The organism is Colwellia sp. C2M11 (genome assembly GCF_018860915.1).
Taxonomy (GTDB): Bacteria; Pseudomonadota; Gammaproteobacteria; order Enterobacterales; family Alteromonadaceae; genus Colwellia.
The window spans coordinates 1-18,600 of the sequence record NZ_JAHKQD010000029.1 but is presented as its reverse complement, the minus strand read 5'-3'; the positions used below and the strand labels follow the sequence as shown (position 1 = coordinate 18,600).

Annotated in this window: 18 protein-coding genes; 13 read left to right on the top strand and 5 right to left on the bottom strand. The window is 36.4% G+C overall.

Features of this window, described 5'->3' with window-relative positions:
• Nucleotides 1-23: 23 nt before the first annotated feature.
• The 9 genes from napE to KO509_RS08480 all read left to right on the top strand — a co-directional run bounded on the left by napE (nt 24) and on the right by KO509_RS08480 (nt 8,842).
• Complete coding sequence (gene napE / locus KO509_RS08520) at nt 24-188, top strand: periplasmic nitrate reductase, NapE protein (protein ID WP_215972860.1); 165 nt, start codon at nt 24-26, stop codon at nt 186-188.
• Nucleotides 189-192: 4 nt separating this feature from the next.
• Nucleotides 193-756, top strand: coding sequence for a ferredoxin-type protein NapF (gene napF, locus KO509_RS08515; protein ID WP_215972859.1), 564 nt, complete (start codon nt 193-195; stop codon nt 754-756).
• Between the two features lie 45 nt (nt 757-801).
• A complete protein-coding gene (locus KO509_RS08510) occupies nt 802-1,089 on the top strand; it encodes a chaperone NapD (RefSeq protein ID WP_215972858.1) in 288 nt (95 codons plus the stop codon).
• A 72-nt stretch (nt 1,090-1,161) separates the two neighbouring features.
• Nucleotides 1,162-3,657, top strand: coding sequence for a nitrate reductase catalytic subunit NapA (napA, locus tag KO509_RS08505; protein WP_215972857.1), 2,496 nt, complete (start codon nt 1,162-1,164; stop codon nt 3,655-3,657).
• A gap of 9 nt (nt 3,658-3,666) precedes the next feature.
• Nucleotides 3,667-4,176: a nitrate reductase cytochrome c-type subunit gene (locus KO509_RS08500; RefSeq protein WP_215972856.1), complete on the top strand. Its 510-nt coding sequence runs from the start codon at nt 3,667-3,669 to the stop codon at nt 4,174-4,176.
• An 8-nt stretch (nt 4,177-4,184) separates the two neighbouring features.
• On the top strand, nt 4,185-4,772 hold the full coding sequence (locus KO509_RS08495; protein WP_215972855.1) for a cytochrome c3 family protein: 588 nt from the start codon (nt 4,185-4,187) through the stop codon (nt 4,770-4,772).
• Nucleotides 4,773-5,106: 334 nt separating this feature from the next.
• Nucleotides 5,107-6,102, top strand: a complete 996-nt coding sequence (gene pheS, locus KO509_RS08490; RefSeq protein WP_215972854.1) for a phenylalanine--tRNA ligase subunit alpha — start codon at nt 5,107-5,109, stop codon at nt 6,100-6,102.
• A gap of 10 nt (nt 6,103-6,112) precedes the next feature.
• On the top strand, nt 6,113-8,545 hold the full coding sequence (gene pheT, locus KO509_RS08485; RefSeq protein ID WP_215972853.1) for a phenylalanine--tRNA ligase subunit beta: 2,433 nt from the start codon (nt 6,113-6,115) through the stop codon (nt 8,543-8,545).
• A 3-nt stretch (nt 8,546-8,548) separates the two neighbouring features.
• A complete protein-coding gene (locus KO509_RS08480; protein ID WP_159820640.1) occupies nt 8,549-8,842 on the top strand; it encodes an integration host factor subunit alpha in 294 nt (97 codons plus the stop codon).
• 132 nt (nt 8,843-8,974) lie between these two features.
• Here the strand turns inward: KO509_RS08480 and KO509_RS08475 are convergent, their stop codons facing one another.
• On the bottom strand, nt 8,975-9,367 hold the full coding sequence (locus KO509_RS08475; protein ID WP_252727460.1) for a hypothetical protein: 393 nt from the start codon (nt 9,365-9,367) through the stop codon (nt 8,975-8,977).
• Between the two features lie 316 nt (nt 9,368-9,683).
• Nucleotides 9,684-12,110: an acyl-CoA dehydrogenase FadE gene (fadE, locus tag KO509_RS08470; protein WP_215972852.1), complete on the bottom strand. Its 2,427-nt coding sequence runs from the start codon at nt 12,108-12,110 to the stop codon at nt 9,684-9,686.
• Between the two features lie 151 nt (nt 12,111-12,261).
• Between fadE and KO509_RS08465 the strand changes: the two genes are divergently transcribed.
• Nucleotides 12,262-13,047: a class II glutamine amidotransferase gene (locus KO509_RS08465; RefSeq protein WP_215972851.1), complete on the top strand. Its 786-nt coding sequence runs from the start codon at nt 12,262-12,264 to the stop codon at nt 13,045-13,047.
• 88 nt (nt 13,048-13,135) lie between these two features.
• Here KO509_RS08465 and KO509_RS08460 read toward each other — a convergent pair whose 3' ends face one another.
• Genes KO509_RS08460 through purM form a run of 3 tightly spaced genes read right to left on the bottom strand, consistent with a single transcriptional unit; the run spans nt 13,136 to nt 15,726 of the window.
• Nucleotides 13,136-13,933, bottom strand: a complete 798-nt coding sequence (locus tag KO509_RS08460) for a DUF3108 domain-containing protein (RefSeq protein WP_303495782.1) — start codon at nt 13,931-13,933, stop codon at nt 13,136-13,138.
• 54 nt (nt 13,934-13,987) lie between these two features.
• Entirely contained in the window at nt 13,988-14,644 is a 657-nt protein-coding gene (gene purN, locus KO509_RS08455; RefSeq protein WP_215972850.1) for a phosphoribosylglycinamide formyltransferase, read from the bottom strand.
• Nucleotides 14,645-14,685: 41 nt separating this feature from the next.
• Nucleotides 14,686-15,726, bottom strand: a complete 1,041-nt coding sequence (gene purM, locus KO509_RS08450; RefSeq protein WP_215972849.1) for a phosphoribosylformylglycinamidine cyclo-ligase — start codon at nt 15,724-15,726, stop codon at nt 14,686-14,688.
• 281 nt (nt 15,727-16,007) lie between these two features.
• On the opposite strand from purM, the gene KO509_RS08445 reads away from it, so the two are divergent.
• From KO509_RS08445 to KO509_RS08435, 3 genes are all read left to right on the top strand, one after another.
• Nucleotides 16,008-17,216 (top strand): DUF2066 domain-containing protein, encoded by a 1,209-nt coding sequence (locus KO509_RS08445; RefSeq protein ID WP_215972848.1) that lies wholly within the window; start codon nt 16,008-16,010, stop codon nt 17,214-17,216.
• Complete coding sequence (gene hda, locus KO509_RS08440) at nt 17,216-17,935, top strand: DnaA regulatory inactivator Hda (protein WP_215972847.1); 720 nt, start codon at nt 17,216-17,218, stop codon at nt 17,933-17,935. Before KO509_RS08445 ends, hda begins: the two co-directional genes overlap by 1 nt.
• Before the next feature lie 54 nt (nt 17,936-17,989).
• The coding region (locus KO509_RS08435; protein ID WP_215972846.1) for a fumarylacetoacetate hydrolase family protein at nt 17,990-18,600 on the top strand (611 nt) is incomplete at its 3' end.

Sequence of the window (18,600 nt, the reverse complement as noted above, 5' to 3'; positions counted from 1 at the left end):
AATTATAGATTATCGAGTACGATATGAGCCTAACAACACTTCACAAACAACAAAAAAAATATGAGCGTAACACTTTTATTTTTCTTACTATTTTCCTTGCTCCCATTTTATCTGTTTGCATCGTTGCCGGTTTTGGCTTTGCCATATGGATAAGCCAAATGTTTATTTTTGGTCCTCCTGGATCTTAATACCTTGTCTACTTCAACATCAAAAGCCAATAAACGTGTTGATAATCCAGCGAGAAGGCGACTTTTACGTGGTCGGATACACACAAAACAAGTATTACGTTTGCCTTGGGTAGTGAATGAATCTGTATTTACTTCGGGTTGTACACAGTGTCAAGACTGTATAAATAGTTGTGAAACCAAGATCATTACTAAAGATGAAGAGGGTTTTCCAACCGTAGATTTTAGTTTAGGTGAATGTTCTTTTTGTAATAAGTGTATTGATGCTTGTGAGCAACCGCTTTTCTCTGGCGATTTTATTGATAATGAAAATACCAAGGATAAGATTGCTCAAAATAACAAACCTTGGCCAGTTAACATAGATATTAGTGATAAGTGTTTAGCTAAGAATAGCATTTATTGTCAAAGTTGCCGTGAGGAGTGTGAAACGAGTGCTATTAAATTTCATTACCTTAATTCCAGTATTCCTGAGCCAAGTATAAATGATGTTGATTGTACTCAATGTGGTGCTTGCATCAGTAAATGTCCACAAGATGCTATTTCCTTTATATTCGAGCCAAAAGCAAACTAATCTTTAGCTGTATTTACATTAAACAAGCGGTATTTAAAAAATTATATGACGAAAAATAATGAAAGTAGAACAGATGAATATCATGTGGCAAGTTTCGTCGCTTATCCTATTTTTGAGCAGTTAATCGAGGTGCAAAAAGCAATAACAAGGGTAGATGGTACTGAAATTCATGCAACCAGTGCAGAAGGTAAAATTGTTTTTACAATAGAGGGGCATAGTTATAAGGATATTGGCAACAAAATGGATACGATAAGAAATCATAAAGGCGTTATTAATTTATCACCTGTTTATCATCAGATTTTAGATGAAAGTACTGATAGTGAAAATAATTAAAGCAGCATAACAACGATAAAATTGAATGAAACATTTTAAAACGACATTAAATAAAGTGGGGAAGGTGACAAAATGATTAATCGCCGAGAATTTATTAAAGCCAACGCTATTGCCGCAGCGGCTGCTGTTGCAGGGGTGTCTGTGCCTTCTTTAGCATCAAACTTAATTACAAGTTCAGATATTACTAAACTCAAATGGGACAAAGCACCTTGTCGATTTTGTGGTACAGGTTGCAGTGTAAATGTAGGGGTCATGGATGGTAAAGTTGTTGCCACTCATGGCGATATTAAGTCTCCTGTCAATAAAGGCCTTAACTGTGTTAAAGGCTACTTTCTATCTAAAATTATGTATGGGAAAGATAGGCTGACTCAACCATTATTACGCATGACTAATGGTAAGTACGATAAACAAGGCGAGTTTGCACCAGTATCATGGGATAAAGCATTCGATGTGATGGCTGAAAAAGCAAAAGCAACATTGAATAAAAGTGGTCCTGAAGCTGTTGGTATGTTTGGCTCAGGTCAATGGACAGTGCAAGAAGGTTACGCTGCGGTAAAATTAATGAAAGCAGGGTTTCGTACTAATAATATTGATCCTAATGCACGTCATTGTATGGCTTCTGCCGTTGGTGGTTTTATGCGAACTTTTGGCATTGATGAGCCTATGGGATGTTATGACGATTTAGAAGCCGCGGATGCGTTTGTCTTATGGGGTTCAAATATGGCTGAAATGCATCCTATTTTATGGACGCGTTTAACGGATCGTCGTTTAAGTGCGCCTCATGTAAAAGTGGCAGTATTATCAACTTTTGAGCACAGAAGCTTCGATTTAGCGGATAACGGGATGGTTTTCACACCACAAACTGATTTAGCTATTTTGAATTTTATTGCTAACTATATTATTCAAACTGATCGCGTGAATAAAGACTTTGTTAATAAACATACTAATTTCAGATTAGGTGAAACAGATATTGGCTATGGTTTACGCCCTGAACATCCGTTAGAGCAAGTGGCGAAAAATAATGGTAAAACAGCAGGTAGCTCTACCGAAATAGATTTTGATACTTATGCTAAATTTGTTAGCACATATACGGCTGAATATACCGCTAAATTATCAGGGGTACCAGTACATAAACTTGAAGCATTAGCTGAACTTTATGCCGATCCTAAAATTAAAGTCACTTCTTTTTGGACTATGGGATTTAATCAGCATACACGCGGTGTCTGGGCGAACAACCTCGCTTATAATATTCACTTATTAACAGGGAAAATTTCAACACCAGGTAATAGTCCGTTTTCATTAACAGGCCAACCTTCAGCGTGTGGTACTGCACGTGAAGTTGGTACTTTTTCGCATCGTTTACCTGCTGACTTGGTTGTTACTAACCCTAAACATCGGGCTACAGCCGAAAAAATATGGAATTTACCTTCGGGTACTGTGCCGGCTAAACCAGGGTATCATGCTGCATTGCAAAACCGCATGTTAAAAGACGGTAAGTTAAATTTTTACTGGGTACAATGTAATAATAATATGCAGGCTGCAGCTAATATTAATGAAGAAGCTTATCCTGGTTACCGTAATCCCGAAAACTTTATTGTTGTCTCTGACCCTTACCCCACAGTAACAGCACAAGCTGCAGATCTAATTTTACCTACAGCCATGTGGGTAGAAAAAGAGGGCGTTTATGGTAATGCTGAACGTCGTACGCAATCTTGGTATCAAATGGTGGAAGCGCCAACAGGGGCTAAATCTGATCTATGGCAATTAGTTGAATTTTCAAAACGCTTCAAAGTTGAAGATGTTTGGCCTGAAGAGCTAATTGCTAAGAAACCAGACGTTCGTGGTAAAACATTATTTGATGTGCTTTATAAAGATGCTTCTGTAGGTAATTTCTCATTGGATGAAATACCAAAAGATCGGTTAAATCATGAATCTCGTGATTTCGGTTTTTATATCCAAAAAGGTTTATTTGAAGAATATGCCAGTTTTGGTCGCGGTCATGGACATGATTTAGCACCGTACGACAGATATCATCAAGAACGTGGTTTACGTTGGCCAGTAGTGAATGGTAAAGAAACACAATGGCGTTTCAAGGAAGGCTCAGATCCTTATGTTAAACCAGGCAGTGGCTGGGATTTCTATGGTCACAAAGATGGTCGGGCGATTATTTTCGCTTTACCTTATGAGCCACCAGCAGAGTCACCAGACGATGAATATGATTTATGGTTATCAACTGGTCGTGTATTAGAACATTGGCATTCTGGCTCAATGACTCAACGAGTACCAGAGCTTTACAAATCTATGCCTGATGCGCTTGTTTACATGCACCCTGATGATGCTAAAGCTCGTAATATGCGTCGTGGTGATTTAGTAAAACTGATTTCTCGACGCGGTGAAGTACAAACTCGCGTTGAAACCAGAGGCCGTAATAAACCTCCTATTGGTTTAGTATATATGCCTTGGTTTGATGCAAGCCGTTTAGTCAATAAAGTTACGCTAGATGCAACTGACCCGTTGTCAAAACAAACGGATTATAAAAAATGCGCAATAAAAATAGTGAAAGTTTAGGATCGTGATATGAAAAATTTAAATATTAAATCAGCTATTACTAACCTTTTAGCTGTTTCTTTACTGACAGTGATTTCTATTAGCTTTACGGTGGTTGCTGCAGATAAATTAGAAATAAATACAGTGGCAACGCTACGTGATCATACTGAAATTGACACGCAAAAAGAACCAAATAGAATTTATAAGGTGGTTAATAAGGATATAAAACAAGGTCGGAATTATCCTATGCAGCCACCTATTATTCCACATACTATTCGTGGTTATGAAGTAAATAGAAATAACAATAAATGTATGTCTTGTCATTCTCGTCATCGTACTGAAAAGTCTCAAGCACCTATGGTAAGCGTGACACATTATATGGATCGTGACGGTAACTTTTTAGCCGATGTATCGCCACGTCGTTATTTTTGTAACCAGTGCCATGTGATTCAATTAGATGCTGAACCATTAATAGAAAATAGCTTTATTGATATGAATAGTTTAATGAAGAGTAAAACTGTTAATACCGATCAGCATTAGGAGCTATTATGAAAAATATACTATTAATTGGTTGGCGAACATTAACAAAACCTAGTGCTTATTATAGCCTTGGTGTTTTAGTCATTGGTGGTTTTATTGCCGGTATCATTTTTTGGGGTGGTTTTAATACTGCTTTAGAGGCAACTAATACAGAAGAATTTTGTATTTCATGTCATGAAATGGAAAATAATGTTTATGAAGAGCTAAAAACAACCATCCACTTTACAAACCGTTCAGGTGTTCGGGCTACTTGCCCTGATTGTCATGTGCCTCACAAGTGGACAGATAAAATAGCACGTAAAATGCAAGCATCGAAAGAAGTATGGGGCACTATTTTTGGCACCATTAATACACGTGAAAAATTCTTAGATCACCGCAAACGGTTAGCTCAAAATGAATGGACACGCTTAAAAGCTAATGACTCTTTAGAATGTCGTAATTGTCATAATTTTGATTATATGGATTTTACTGAGCAAAGTGAACGTGCTGCTTATCAACATTCAACTGCATTAGCTGCCGGTGAAAAAACGTGTATTGATTGTCATAAAGGTATTGCACATCAATTACCAGATATGAAAGATGTGGAAGGTTGGTAGTATATTGTAAAAATGATTGTGAATTGTTATTAATGCATTTTTATTAATTTAATACTTAGCAAATATTAATCAATTAAAGCCAGTGCAGGTCACTGGTTTTTTTATATCCTCATTTTTTAACATTAATAGCGTTAAATCATGTTTATTTCTTACTTCAACGCCTCTTTAAACTAAATAAAAGCAGTTTATCCTACATAATCATAGACTCATATCATCTTAAGGTGGCATGGTTATAGAGTTTAATGTAAAATTGACCTCATTTTTTAAGTCTATTTATTGAACGGCAATTTTGCCTTTTCACAAAGGCTGTTTTAGTCCCGTTTTAGAGGAAATCATGAGTTTAGACACCACCACCATAGATGATATTGTCGTTCAGGCAGAAAAGGCGATTAGTGAAGCAATCGATCCTAATGCACTAGATCAAGTGCGCGTTAACTTTTTAGGTAAAAAAGGTTTATTTACAGAGCAAATGAAAGGCTTAGGTAAACTACCTAAAGAAGAAAAGCCTAAAATGGGTCAAGTAATAAACATTGCCAAGCAAAAAGTACAAAAATTATTAACTGAGCGAGGGGAATTATTACGTGCAGAAGAAATTTCTCAAAAGCTTGCCGCAGAATCTATTGATGTAACCCTACCTGGACGAGGCCCACAACTTGGTGGTTTGCATCCTGTTACTCGTACTATCAATCGTATTGAAAGCTTTTTTGGTGATTTAGGTTTTGAAGTTAAAGCTGGGCCTGAAGTTGAAGATGATTATCATAACTTTGATGCATTAAATATTCCTGAGCATCATCCTGCCCGTCAAGATCATGATACTTTTTATTTCAATCCTAAATTAGTGCTACGTACGCAGACTTCAGGTGTTCAAATTCGTACGATGGAGGTCGAAAAGCCACCATTACGTATTATTTCTCCGGGTAAAGTATATCGTAACGATTATGATCAAACGCATACGCCAATGTTTCATCAAGTCGAAGGCTTAATGGTTGATAAAGATGTTAGCTTTACTCACCTTAAAGGGATTTTGCATGACTTCTTACACCATTTCTTTGAAGAAGAAGTGGAAATTCGTTTCCGACCATCATATTTCCCATTTACTGAACCTTCAGCTGAAGTAGACATTATGGGTAAAAATGGTAAATGGTTAGAAGTACTTGGATGCGGAATGGTACATCCTAATGTGCTTAAAAGTGTCGGTATAGATCCTGAAGTTTACACCGGCTTTGCATTTGGTATGGGCGTTGAACGCTTAACAATGCTTCGTTATGGCGTAAATGATTTACGTGCATTCTTTGAAAACGATCTTCGCTTCTTAAAACAGTTCAAGTAGGAAACCCCAAATGAAATTTAGTGAATCTTGGTTACGTGAGTGGGTAAATCCTGCACTTTCATCTGATGAATTAGCTCATCAAATTACTATGGCTGGTCTTGAAGTAGACGGAGTCGATCCTGTTGCGGGCGAATTTACCAATGTTATTATTGGTGAAGTGGTTGAATGCGGACCGCACCCTGATGCAGATAAACTGCAAGTAACAAAAATAAGCCTTGGCGACTATAGCTCTACTACCGTAGAAAAAGGTGAATTGGTTAGTATTGTTTGTGGTGCTAAAAATTGCCGCACCGGTCTTAAAGTTGCGGTTGCGACCGTTGGTGCAGTATTACCGGGTAATTTTAAAATTAAAAAGGCTAAATTACGTGGCGTACCTTCATTTGGTATGTTGTGTAGCGAATCTGAAATAGGTTTAAGTGATAGCTCTGATGGTATTATGGAGCTAGCGCAAGATGCTCCTGTAGGTACCTGTTTACGCGAATATTTAGATCTAGACGATGTTACTATCGATGTTGATTTAACGGCTAACCGTGGCGACTGCTTAGGCATAAAAGGCTTAGCTCGCGAAGTTGGCGTGCTTAATTCAAAAGAAGTTACTGAAGTTGAAATTAATGCTGTTACGCCAACAATTGATGATGCTCTTGATATTACAATTGAAGAAGGTGCTGCATGTCCTCGTTATTTAGGTCGTGTGATTAAAGGCATTAACCCTGCGGCACAAACACCATTATGGATGGTAGAAAAATTACGTCGTTGTGGAACACGTTCAATTGACCCTGTCGTTGATGTAACTAATTATGTGTTGTTAGAACTTGGGCATCCTATGCATGCTTTTGATTTAGCAAAGATTGACGGCGGCATAAAAGTACGCTTTGCCAATAAAGCAGAAAAATTAACATTATTAGATGAAAATGAAGTAACACTTAAAGAAAAAACGTTGGTTATAGCTGATAGTGCTGCTGATAGTAAAGCATTAGCAATCGCTGGTATTTTTGGCGGTCTTAATTCTGGGGTCACTACACAAACAACTGATATTTTCTTAGAAAGTGCATTTTTTGCTCCACTTGCTATTTTAGGCAAAGCTCGCCAATACGGTTTACATACTGATGCATCACATCGCTATGAACGTGGAATAGACCCAACATTACAAAATGATGCGATGGAACGTGCTACACAATTGTTATTAGATATTGTTGGTGGTCAGGCAGGGCCTATTGTTGAAGCGAAATCAGACAGTCACATCCCGCAAACTAAACATGTTTCTTTAAGACGTACAAAGTTAGATAGTCGTATTGGCCATCATATTGAAGACGCTAAAGTAACTGAAATTTTAACTCGTCTTGGCTTTACTGTAAGTGTTGAAGGCGAGGGCAGTGCAACACAATGGCAAGTTGTTGTGCCTGCTTACCGTTTTGATATAAAAATCGAAGTAGATTTAATTGAAGAAGTTGCTCGTATTTATGGCTATAACAATATTCCTAATATTGCACCAAAAGCTAGTTTAAAAATGGTCAATAAAAAAGAAGCGAATATTGATTTAGCCAAATTAAAAAATACATTAGTGAATCGTGATTACCAAGAAGCGATAACATACAGTTTTGTTGATCCTAAAGTACAATCGTTAATTCATCCTGATCAAGAAGTGATGACTCTACCTCATCCAATATCGTCTGAAATGTCGGTTATGCGTTTAAGCTTATGGACAGGCTTATTGCAATCGGTTGCTTATAATCAAAACCGTCAGCAAAGTAGAGTACGTTTATTTGAAGCAGGTCTACGTTTTGTACCTGATGAAAGTGCTGAAAACGGTGTTCGTCAACAACATATGATTGCTGGTGTTATTAGTGGTAATTGTGCAGATGAACATTGGAGTGTAGAGAAAGCGGCTACAGATTTCTATGATATAAAAGGTGATGTTGAAGCTCTGCTTTCACTCACGTGCGATGCTACATCATATGAGTTTTCTAAAGCAGAAATTAGTGCACTACATCCAGGGCAAACTGCTGAAATCACTAAAAATGGTCAATTAGTTGGTTATGTTGGTGCTTTACATCCTGAATTAGAACGAAAATTAGGATTGAATGGCCGTACATTAATTTTTGAATTATTATTACCTGAAATTTTAGCTCAAAAAATACCTGAAGCCTGTGATATATCTCGCTTTCCGGCCAATAGACGTGACCTTGCTGTTGTAGTGAAAGACGATATTGATGCAAAAAAAGTGTTACAACTTATTGAAAAGGTTGGCGGAAGTCTTCTAATTGATCTAAACTTATTTGATGTATACAAAGGTCAAGGTATAGACGATGGTTTTAAAAGTCTTGCCATTGCCTTAGTATTACAAGATACAAACAAAACGCTTGAAGATAAAGACATCACAGATGTTATTGATCGAGTCGTTGATTCTTTACAAACAGAGTTGAAAGCATCACTGAGGGACTAAGCAATGGCGCTTACTAAAGCAGAAGTAGCAGAACATTTATTTGAGAAAGTTGGGCTTAGCAAGCGCGACGCAAAAGATATGGTTGAAATGTTTTTTGAGGATATTCGCGAAACCTTAGAAAGTGGCGAACAAGTCAAACTTTCTGGTTTTGGGAATTTTGACTTACGTCAAAAAAGCGAACGTCCAGGCCGAAATCCTAAAACAGGAGAAGATATTCCTATTTCTGCTCGTAAAGTTGTGACTTTTCGACCGGGTCAAAAATTAAAGAGCCGTGTTGAAGATGGCAATAGTGATTAAATACCTTTAGTTCAATATCTGTATTAGCTCAGATCTAACATACTCAGTCCCTTACTCTAGGGCTTATATTATGTTAGATTTGAGTTAGATATTTTACTTTTATCTCTATCAAAGTAGTTTTTGTTGTTTGCTTTATACATCTACTTCTTTGAATGCCACAATATAGTACCCATCAATTAACGCACTTTTTAATTCGGTATGAATTTTAAAGCGTTTTACCCCATGATATTTTGTCATAACATTTACAGTCATCATGGCGAAACTTTTATCACTAACGCCTGCAGATTCTATATATAGTTCCCATAAATTTTCAACCGTTTTTTGGTAATTAGGATCTGGATATGCTTTTTTCCACCAGTGCTCTTTATCTGGAATATCCTCTAAATTCCAACCTATAGCACTGTCAAAGCTACTATTTACATAAACTATAGGGTGGTTAAGGGTGCTATCTTCAAGTGCCAAAACAGCTATAGGTATTGGCAACATATCTAAAAACTTAGTAGGAATTGATGTGAGATCAGACAATTTAGCACCTTGATGTTAAGAAATATAAGAAAGGTATTTAGTTTTATGCTTAGTTAATTATAGTCATTGATTAATTTAACGGTTAATTATTTCAGCGGTTAATTGTTTAAGTGCCTTTTAATTGATTATTTTACTTTAGTTCATAAAAGAGCAAGATTAATTTCGTGTTAATAGTGAGTCTATTACAAGTAAACTTAGCAATGAAGACAGGAAAAATGGCTGCTAGAGAAGTATTTTTTAAGCCGAACTCAGCTTAATTACTTTTATTTTAAAGCGTTGCAACAGTCGTTTGTTACAACGCTTATATGTCGTGTTATTATACGATTTTTAAGGCGGTTAGCTCACTTGAGTCAAAATCATCAACACTTATAATGGCTTTTCTTCCTTGCTCAGCTTTGATCAATAATTGTGCTTCGGTTTCGGTGATGGCATTGGCAGCTAAGCCTAATTTAGCAGCATTATCTAATTGATAAAAAGGTAATTTTTTATCAATAGCATCACATACTTTTTTAAATATAGGCTCGCAAGCAATAATATCTTCTAACGTTTGCTCTAATAAACCATAAACATTTTTACCATCTCTGGTCAGATATTGCCATTTACCTAATCTATCCCTTGCAGGACTCGGTGTTTGTAATAAATTTGCAACTTGGTGGTCTAAATTATCTGATGGTTTAGTTAGCCAAGTACCGAAAGGGAATATTACAGCCCTTAACGTACGTGCAAGCCAGCGATTCGGGAAGTTGCTTAACAGAGCATCTATGGCTTCTTGTATATTATATAAAGAATCTTCTACAGCCCACTGTAATAATGGTAAATCATCTTCTTGTCTGCCTTCATCATTAAAGCGTTTCAGACAAGCACTTGCTAGATACAGGTTACTTAACACGTCGCCTAAACGCGCTGATATACGCTCTTTACGTTTTAAATCAGCACCTAATGCCAACATAGAAACATCGCTAAGCATAGCTAAATTGGCGCTAAAGCGGGTTAACAGTTGATAATAGCGTTTACTTTTATCGTTAAAAGGTGCAGCTAATAAACGAGCGCCAGTAAGAGAACACCATAAACTTCGACTGATATTACTTATGCTAAACCCAATATGCCCAAATAATGCGTGATCAAAGTCATCTAACGCTTTTTCTGGGTTACTTTCATTTGCCGCTTGTAACTCGGCTAAAACATAAGGATGACAACGTATAGCGCCTTGTCCATATATAATTAAGCTACGCGTGAGAATGTTTGCACCTTCAACAGTTATTGCTATTGGTGCACCTTGGTAACCTCTAGCAAGATAGTTGTTAGGGCCCATACATATGCCTTTACCACCATGTATATCCATGGCATCAATGATCGATGAGCGCATTTTTTCTGTTAAATGGTACTTGGAAATAGCAGAAATAACAGAAGGTTTTTCACCAAGATCTATTGCGCCGGTTGATAATGTTGTAACAGCATCCATTAAGTAGGCATTACCACCAATTCTAGCAAGAGGCTCTTCTACACCTTCCATTTTACCTATAGGCAATTTAAATTGTCGGCGAATTCTACTATAAGCACCAGTAGCTAGCGCAGCAGTTTTTATTCCGCCAGCACTATTTGAAGGCAATGTGATTGCACGACCAACAGATAAACACTCAACCAACATACGCCAGCCGTGGCCAGCCATTTCACTGCCGCCAATAATATAATCAAGAGGCACGAACACATCCTTACCTTGAGTTGGACCATTTTGAAATGGTACATTAAGCGGGAAGTGTCTACGGCCTATTGTGATACCGTCTATATTTGTAGGAATTAGTGCACAAGTAATGCCTAATTCTTTGGTCTCGCCGAGTAAGCCATCAGGGTCTTCAAGTTTAAATGCTAGTCCTAGTACTGTGGCAACAGGTGCAAGCGTAATATAACGCTTGTCCCAATTTAGTTTTATTCCCAATACTTCTTTATCTTCAAATACTTGCCTACAAATGATACCCGTATCTGGTATTGCGCCTGCATCAGAGCCTGCTTCTGGCCCTGTTAATGCAAAACAAGGAATCTCTTCACCGGTAGCTAAACGTGGTAAGTAATAATCTTGCTGTTCTTTAGTACCATATTCTTGTAATAACTCTCCTGGGCCAAGAGAGTTTGGTACGCCAACAGTACTCGCAAGAACAGAGCTTACTCCTGTTAATTTTTGTAATACTCTTGATTGAGCAAAAGCAGAAAATTCAAGGCCTCCATACTTTTTCTTGATAATCATGGCAAAAAACTTGTTATCTTTTAAGAACTGCCAAACCTCTGGTGATAAATCTGCGATTTCATGGGTAGTTTGCCAATCATTAACCATGCCACAAACTTCTTCTACAGGGCCTTCTAAGAAGGCTTTTTCTTGGGCACTAAGTCGAGGTTGAGGATAATTATGTAATCTTGACCAATTTGGATTACCTCGAAACAGTTCAGCTTCAAACCAAGTAGTGCCTGCATCTATAGCTTCTTGCTCTGTTTCAGACATTTGTGGCATTATTTTTTTAAATAATGTTAATAACGGCATACTAATAAATTGTTGACGAATATTATCAATATTGAGGGGGAGGGCGATCACGGCAAAAAGTAACCAAGATACAAAACCAATAATATCGAATAAAGTGCCAACAACCATTAACCCCATAAATGCGAAAGTAAATGATGATAGCGAAGCTCGCGAATAGCTCATAAACCAAGTAAGTGAAAGAGCTAAAATTAACCAAAGTAAAATATCCACAAAATATCCTTGTTTTTGTTACATTGAATAAAAGTAATTGTATAATCTATATATAGATTATATTAACAAGATAACCAAGTATTTGTTTGGGTTATCTAGCTTTTATTTTACTTTGCAATTTTATTTCATTTGATTCTCTTTAAGGTTAATTATGTGTGAACTTTTAGCTATGTCGGCTAATGTCCCAACAGATATTTGTTTTAGTTTTAGTGGTTTAATGCAACGAGGTGGAAATACAGGCCCACACAAAGATGGTTGGGGGATCACATTTTATGAAGGTAAAGGTTGTCGAAGCTTTAAAGATCCACAACCAAGTGCACATTCACCTATTGCCGAGTTGGTAACAAGGTACCCGATGAAAAGTGAATCTGTTGTATGTCATATTAGGCAAGCTAATTCAGGTGGCGTTTGTTTAGAAAACACTCATCCTTTTATTAGACAAATGTGGGGAAAAAATTGGACATATGCACATAATGGTCAATTAAAGGATTTTCAAAAATCATTACCTATTAAATGGCACTTACCTATTGGTACTACCGATAGTGAGCATGCTTTTTGTTGGATTCTAGATCAGCTTCATTTTAAGTTTGCCGAGCAAGAGCCTTCAGCCGTAGTATTATTTGAGTTTATTGCAACATTAACCAGTAAAATTGACAACCTTGGTGTTGCTAATATCATTATCAGCGATGGCGAGTGTTTGTTTGCTTATTGTTCTAATAATTTACATTGGATAACGCGTCGAGCTCCTTTTGGAAAAGCAAGTTTGATTGACGCTGAAATGGCTGTTGATTTCCATCAGGAAACGACAGATAAAGATATTGTGACTGTGATTGCAACCCAACCTCTGACTGATGATGAAACTTGGCATAAAATGAGTGCCGGTGATTGGCACTTATTTCGGTTAGGTGAATCAATATCGTGTAGTAAAAAAGAATAATCAAATGAGAGCGGTAATAATTCAAACTCTAATAGCTAGCTGATGCAGCACACTTGATAGGATGATAAATAGAGTTATCATCTTCTCGCTATTTCACTATGCCTTTTTCTGTTTTCACATTTAACGTATAGCCTGATAGCTGGGCTTCAAACTGTTCGTTTCCTGCTTTAGTTTGGTATAACTTTACTAATAAGTAATCGAGTTCAGGGGCAAACCAAGCATAAGTAATACGTTCTATATCTTTGATTTCTCGTTTGAAACGTACAGTTTTGATCAAACCGTAGGGAAGAATCAATTCCTCTTCGCCATCATATTCATAGATATAATCTTTAATTGATCCGGCAGTATTAATCACCGAGTAAGTATAGGTTTTTTGGTTAGCATCAGCTATAAGGTTTAATCGGTGTTGAAGGTGATAGCTGAGTTTATCTTGTAGATTATTAGAAAAATCTACTGTATGCGTTCTTTTACGTTGAAGATCCTCTGCTTGATTTTCTGCTGCATTGAAAAGCCATTCGTAATGTTTATCTTTACCTGTACCTTCTCTACTATATTTATAATGCAGAGGTGTTACTTGATTATCATTAATTGTTAGAATTGAGGTTTCACTGCGTGTTTGTGAAAAAATAAGCCATTCAACATAAGTTTTATAGTGGTAGTCTATGCTGCCATCAGTTTGATAACTTAATGCTCTAACGGCGGTGCCGACTGGGTTGGCTTTATGAAATACAGTATATTCAGCTGTAAATTCAGGAATAATATTTTTATATTGGTTATTTTCTTGATTGTGAGTTATTACTTCCTCAGCAGTATTGGCAAAGCTAGTAGTTGATATAAAAATGAGTATAAAGGCAGGTAAAAAAAAGAAAGAGTGTTGTATTGGCACGGTTTATCCTGAAAAAGTATAAAGGTAAAAATTAACTACCTTTATACTAACAGTTTATTCGTCGTTCGCATAACCTGAAATTGGGAGAATATTATTATCTAATATTGCTACTTCACTTTTATCTTTAGTTTCCATTCTTAAACGATTTTGACATAACCATTTCACAACTAAAGGATAAATTCTATGTTCTTGTTCATGCACACGAGCAGCTAAGTCATCGCTAGTATCCCCATCAAATACAGGCACTTTAGCTTGTAATATAACAGGACCACCATCCAACGTTTCAGTAACAAAATGTACACTTACACCGTGTTCTTTATCACCAGCATCAATGGCACGTTGATGCGTATGCAAACCTTGATACTTAGGTAATAAAGAAGGGTGAATATTGATTAACTTTCCTTGATAATATTTAACAAAAGCAGGGGTTAATATACGCATAAAACCTGCAAGTACAATAATATCAGGAGCGAACAGATCTATTTGGGTAATAAGAGCTTGGTCGTAATCTTCTCGGCTCTCAAATTTTTGATGTGAAAGCGCGACAGTTTCAATGCCAGCATCTTTGGCACGAGTTAGGCCATAAGCATCAAGTTTATTTGAAATCACACCAACAACTGAGCCGGGGTAATCAGTTAATTTACAAGCATCGATGATTGCTTGTAAATTACTACCTTGGCCTGAAATAAGCACAACTATTCGGCTAGACATTTGCTTTCCTTATAATATTCACGATTAGATTTGTATCTAACTTAAGAAAAAACAACCTGTTCTTCACCGTCGGCTTTGTCAGCTATTGAGCCAATATGCCAAGCTTTTTCGCCGTGAGCAGTTAAAACTTCAATGCTTTGTTCAACTTTATCTTGAGGTACAACGATAATCATACCCACACCACAATTAAAGGTACGGTACATTTCGTGTTCGGTGATATTACCATTCTCTTTTAACCAATTAAAAATTTCAGGCCACTGCCAGCTTTCACCATTAATTACTGCTTGAGCTGTTGCAGGTAAAACACGTGGAATGTTCTCCCAAAATCCACCACCCGTAATATGTGAAAGCGCATGAACATCAACTTCTTTAAGTAATGCTAATACAGACTTAACATAAATTTTTGTTGGTTCGAGTAAATGTTCGCTAATCGCTTTTCCGTTAAGTAATTCACTTGTATCAGTATTATTAACTTCTAATACTTTACGAATTAATGAAAAACCATTCGAATGAGGGCCTGAGGCACCTAACGCTATTAATTGATCACCCGCAGCTACTTTACTACCATCAAGTAAGCGTGATTTTTCCGCAACACCAACACAAAAACCGGCAATATCGTAATCACCTTGATGGTACATGCCCGGCATTTCAGCTGTTTCACCACCAACTAAAGCACAACCTGCTTGAATACAACCTTCAGCGATACCTTCCACTACCGATGACGCAACTGCAACATCAAGTTTTGCTGTAGCATAGTAATCAAGGAAGAATAGAGGCTCAGCACCTTGTACAATTAAGTCATTAACACACATAGCAACCAAATCGATACCCACAGTATCATGTTTTGCTAGATCAATGGCTAAACGTAATTTGGTTCCTACGCCATCTGTACCTGCAACTAACACAGGCTCTTTATAGCCAGTAGGTAATTGGCAAACACTACCAAAACCACCTAAACCACCCATAACTTCAGGGCGATTAGTACGTTTTACTGCACCTTTAATGTTTTCAACAAGGGCATTACCAGCGTCAATATCAACACCAGCATCTTTATAACTTAAAGATTGTTTTTGTTCGCTCACAGGAAACCTCAAAAATTACCGATAGAATAATACCTAAATAAGCGCAAATTTTAGACTTACTAAGGTTTAAAAAGATGCGTATTCTAGCAGTGCAAGCGCATATACTCAAAATCTTTATCTTAATTAATCAATTTTTTTATTTCATTATTGTCTAATTCACTACTATAAGTAGATTAGGTAAGAATTAACAACTATTTTCGGCAAGGCATTGATTGTAGTGATATGTATATTGATTTGATTATGATAGAATTGGATCTACATAATAGCTTGTTTTTTTTCATATGTTCAAAAAAATTAATTTTTTACTGTTTGTTATTCTTACTATTTTATCTTCTATGACGCTCGAAGCGGTTGAAATAAAAGATTTATATCAGGCCAGTGTTGCTATTAATTCTCAAAGCAGTGGTGATAGAGCCCATGCTTTGAAAAAAGCACTTGCCGCGGTGATGTTAAAAGTAGGTGGTGAGCAAAGTGTTTTAGATAATGAAATTATTAAACAATCATTGAATAATTTCGATTCATATCTGAATCAATATCGATACCAAGAAAAGTCAATCAAGGTTGAAGGTCAGCTTAGCTCGAAAAAACAATTATTCATTTTAGCAAGTTTTAATGAAGAGAAAATAAACCAGCTATTTCAACAAGCCAATTTACCTTTATGGGGTAGTTTGCGCCCACAAGTATTACTTTGGCTAATTGAAGAGCAGGGTTTACAACGTCGTATCATATCAAGTTCATCTGCTTCTACTTTACCTTATAAAGTTAATGAATTTTCGGCTCAACGAGGATTACCTATTATTATGCCGTTAATGGATTTAACTGATTTGAGTCAATTAACCATTAGTGATGTATGGGGACGCTTTCAACAACCAATAAAAGAAGCATCGAACCGTTATTTAGCAGAAGCAATTGTTGTGATGAGAATTTCAAATTCAAGTTTGATTACTGATAGCTATACAGATCAGTATACAGATACAGCTACAATTGAAACGAATGATTGTGATTTATCCTGTGTAGAATCAAAAGTAAAAAAACATAATTATGTGCTTGATTGGAGCTTACTAGATTGGGGGCTTGTCGAAGGACAGCAAAAATTGAGTCGACAATATGTAGGTGATGAACCTCAAGAATTATTGCAACACGGCTTAGCTGATATAACAGAGTTAATTTATCAACGTTATGCTTTGTCTACAACGAAACAAAACGATTACATTATTGAGGTAGCTAATATAGATAGTTTAGCAACTTATGTAGACGTATTTAATTTTTTAAATAATTTATCTGGCGTAAAGTCGGCAACATTACTCAGTGCAAAAGGTAGTGCAAGACGGTTTAATCTGCAGTTACTTGGCTCCAGTGATGCTTTACTTGCTTCATTAAAACTTGATAATACACTTGTTCAAATCATTGACCCTTTAGCTCAATTCAATACACCTTCACCAGCAGAAGGTGAAGGAATATTGGTACCAATTTTTAATTGGAGCAAGTAATGAATAAAACAGCGCAACTGGCTTTATCTGTGCAACTTCCAGATGATGAGATTTTTGATAGCTATTTAAGTGAATCAAATAGTGCTGTAGTCAGTCAATTATCTCTTTTTGTAGAAAATACTTTGCTATCTAGCTCAAAACAACCTAATTGTTTTTATTTGTTTGGTTTATCAGGGGTTGGTAAATCACACTTATTACATTCTGCTAGTGCTTACGCTTCTCAATTAGGTAAAACATCAGTTTGTTTATCTTGCGCCGAATTATTACAACTATCAGTTGAAGTCTTAGATGGTTTAGAATCAATCGATTTTATTTGCTTAGATGATATTCAATTAATTGCGAATAATGAGTTATGGCAGCAAGCTATTTTTGATCTGTATAACCGAGTTTTAGAGCAAAATAATAGTTTGTTGATTAGTGGCGACCAAAGTGCTGTTCAATTAGGTTTAACTTTGCCTGATTTAGTGTCTCGTTTAAGTTGGGGATTAACAGAACAACTTAAACCGCTAAATGACATTGAAAAAATATCTGCTTTGCAATATCGGGCGTCAAAGCGTGGTTTAATGCTGAGTGATGATGCTGCAGCCTTCCTTCTTAATAGGTTATCTCGTGCAATGACAAATTTAATAGACTCATTGGATGTGTTAGATAAAGCTTCTATTAGAGAGCAACGTAAGATCACTATTCCCTTTATCAAAGACATTCTAAATATTGCTTAATGCTACTTGATATCGATGAACCTTGTAGTTTAATTATTAAAATAAGAGAGTAGGATGAAAACAGTAAATTTTGACGAGAATAGCATTGCTCCTTCTAAAGTTATTTGTATTGGTCGCAATTATGTTGACCACATAGCAGAGTTAGGGAATGAAGTACCAGATGAAATGGTTGTATTTTTGAAACCCAATTCAGCGATTTCTTCCCAATTAATATCGTTTCATCATGAAAAACTACATTATGAAGCTGAATTATGTTTTTTATATCAAAAAAATGATCCGAAAGATAAAAATGAACAAGGTAAGTTTACTGCAGTTGCTATTGGATTAGATTTGACTAAACGTGATTTACAAGCAAAATTAAAAGCGAAAGGTTTACCTTGGGAACGTGCTAAAGGTTTTGATGGTGCTGCATTATTTAGTGATTTTGTTGCGATTGATACTATTGATAATAGCTTACAGTTAGAATTAACAATAGACGGTAAGGTTATGCAGTCAGGCGGTGTTGAATTAATGATGTATAAACCTGATACTATTTTAGCTCAGCTTAGCAGTTTTGTTACGCTTGAAGACGGGGATATTGTAATGACAGGTACACCTAAGGGAGTAGGGGAGATTGTTGCCGGTAGTGAGTTTATAGGTAAAGTAAAAAAAGGCAATCAAACACT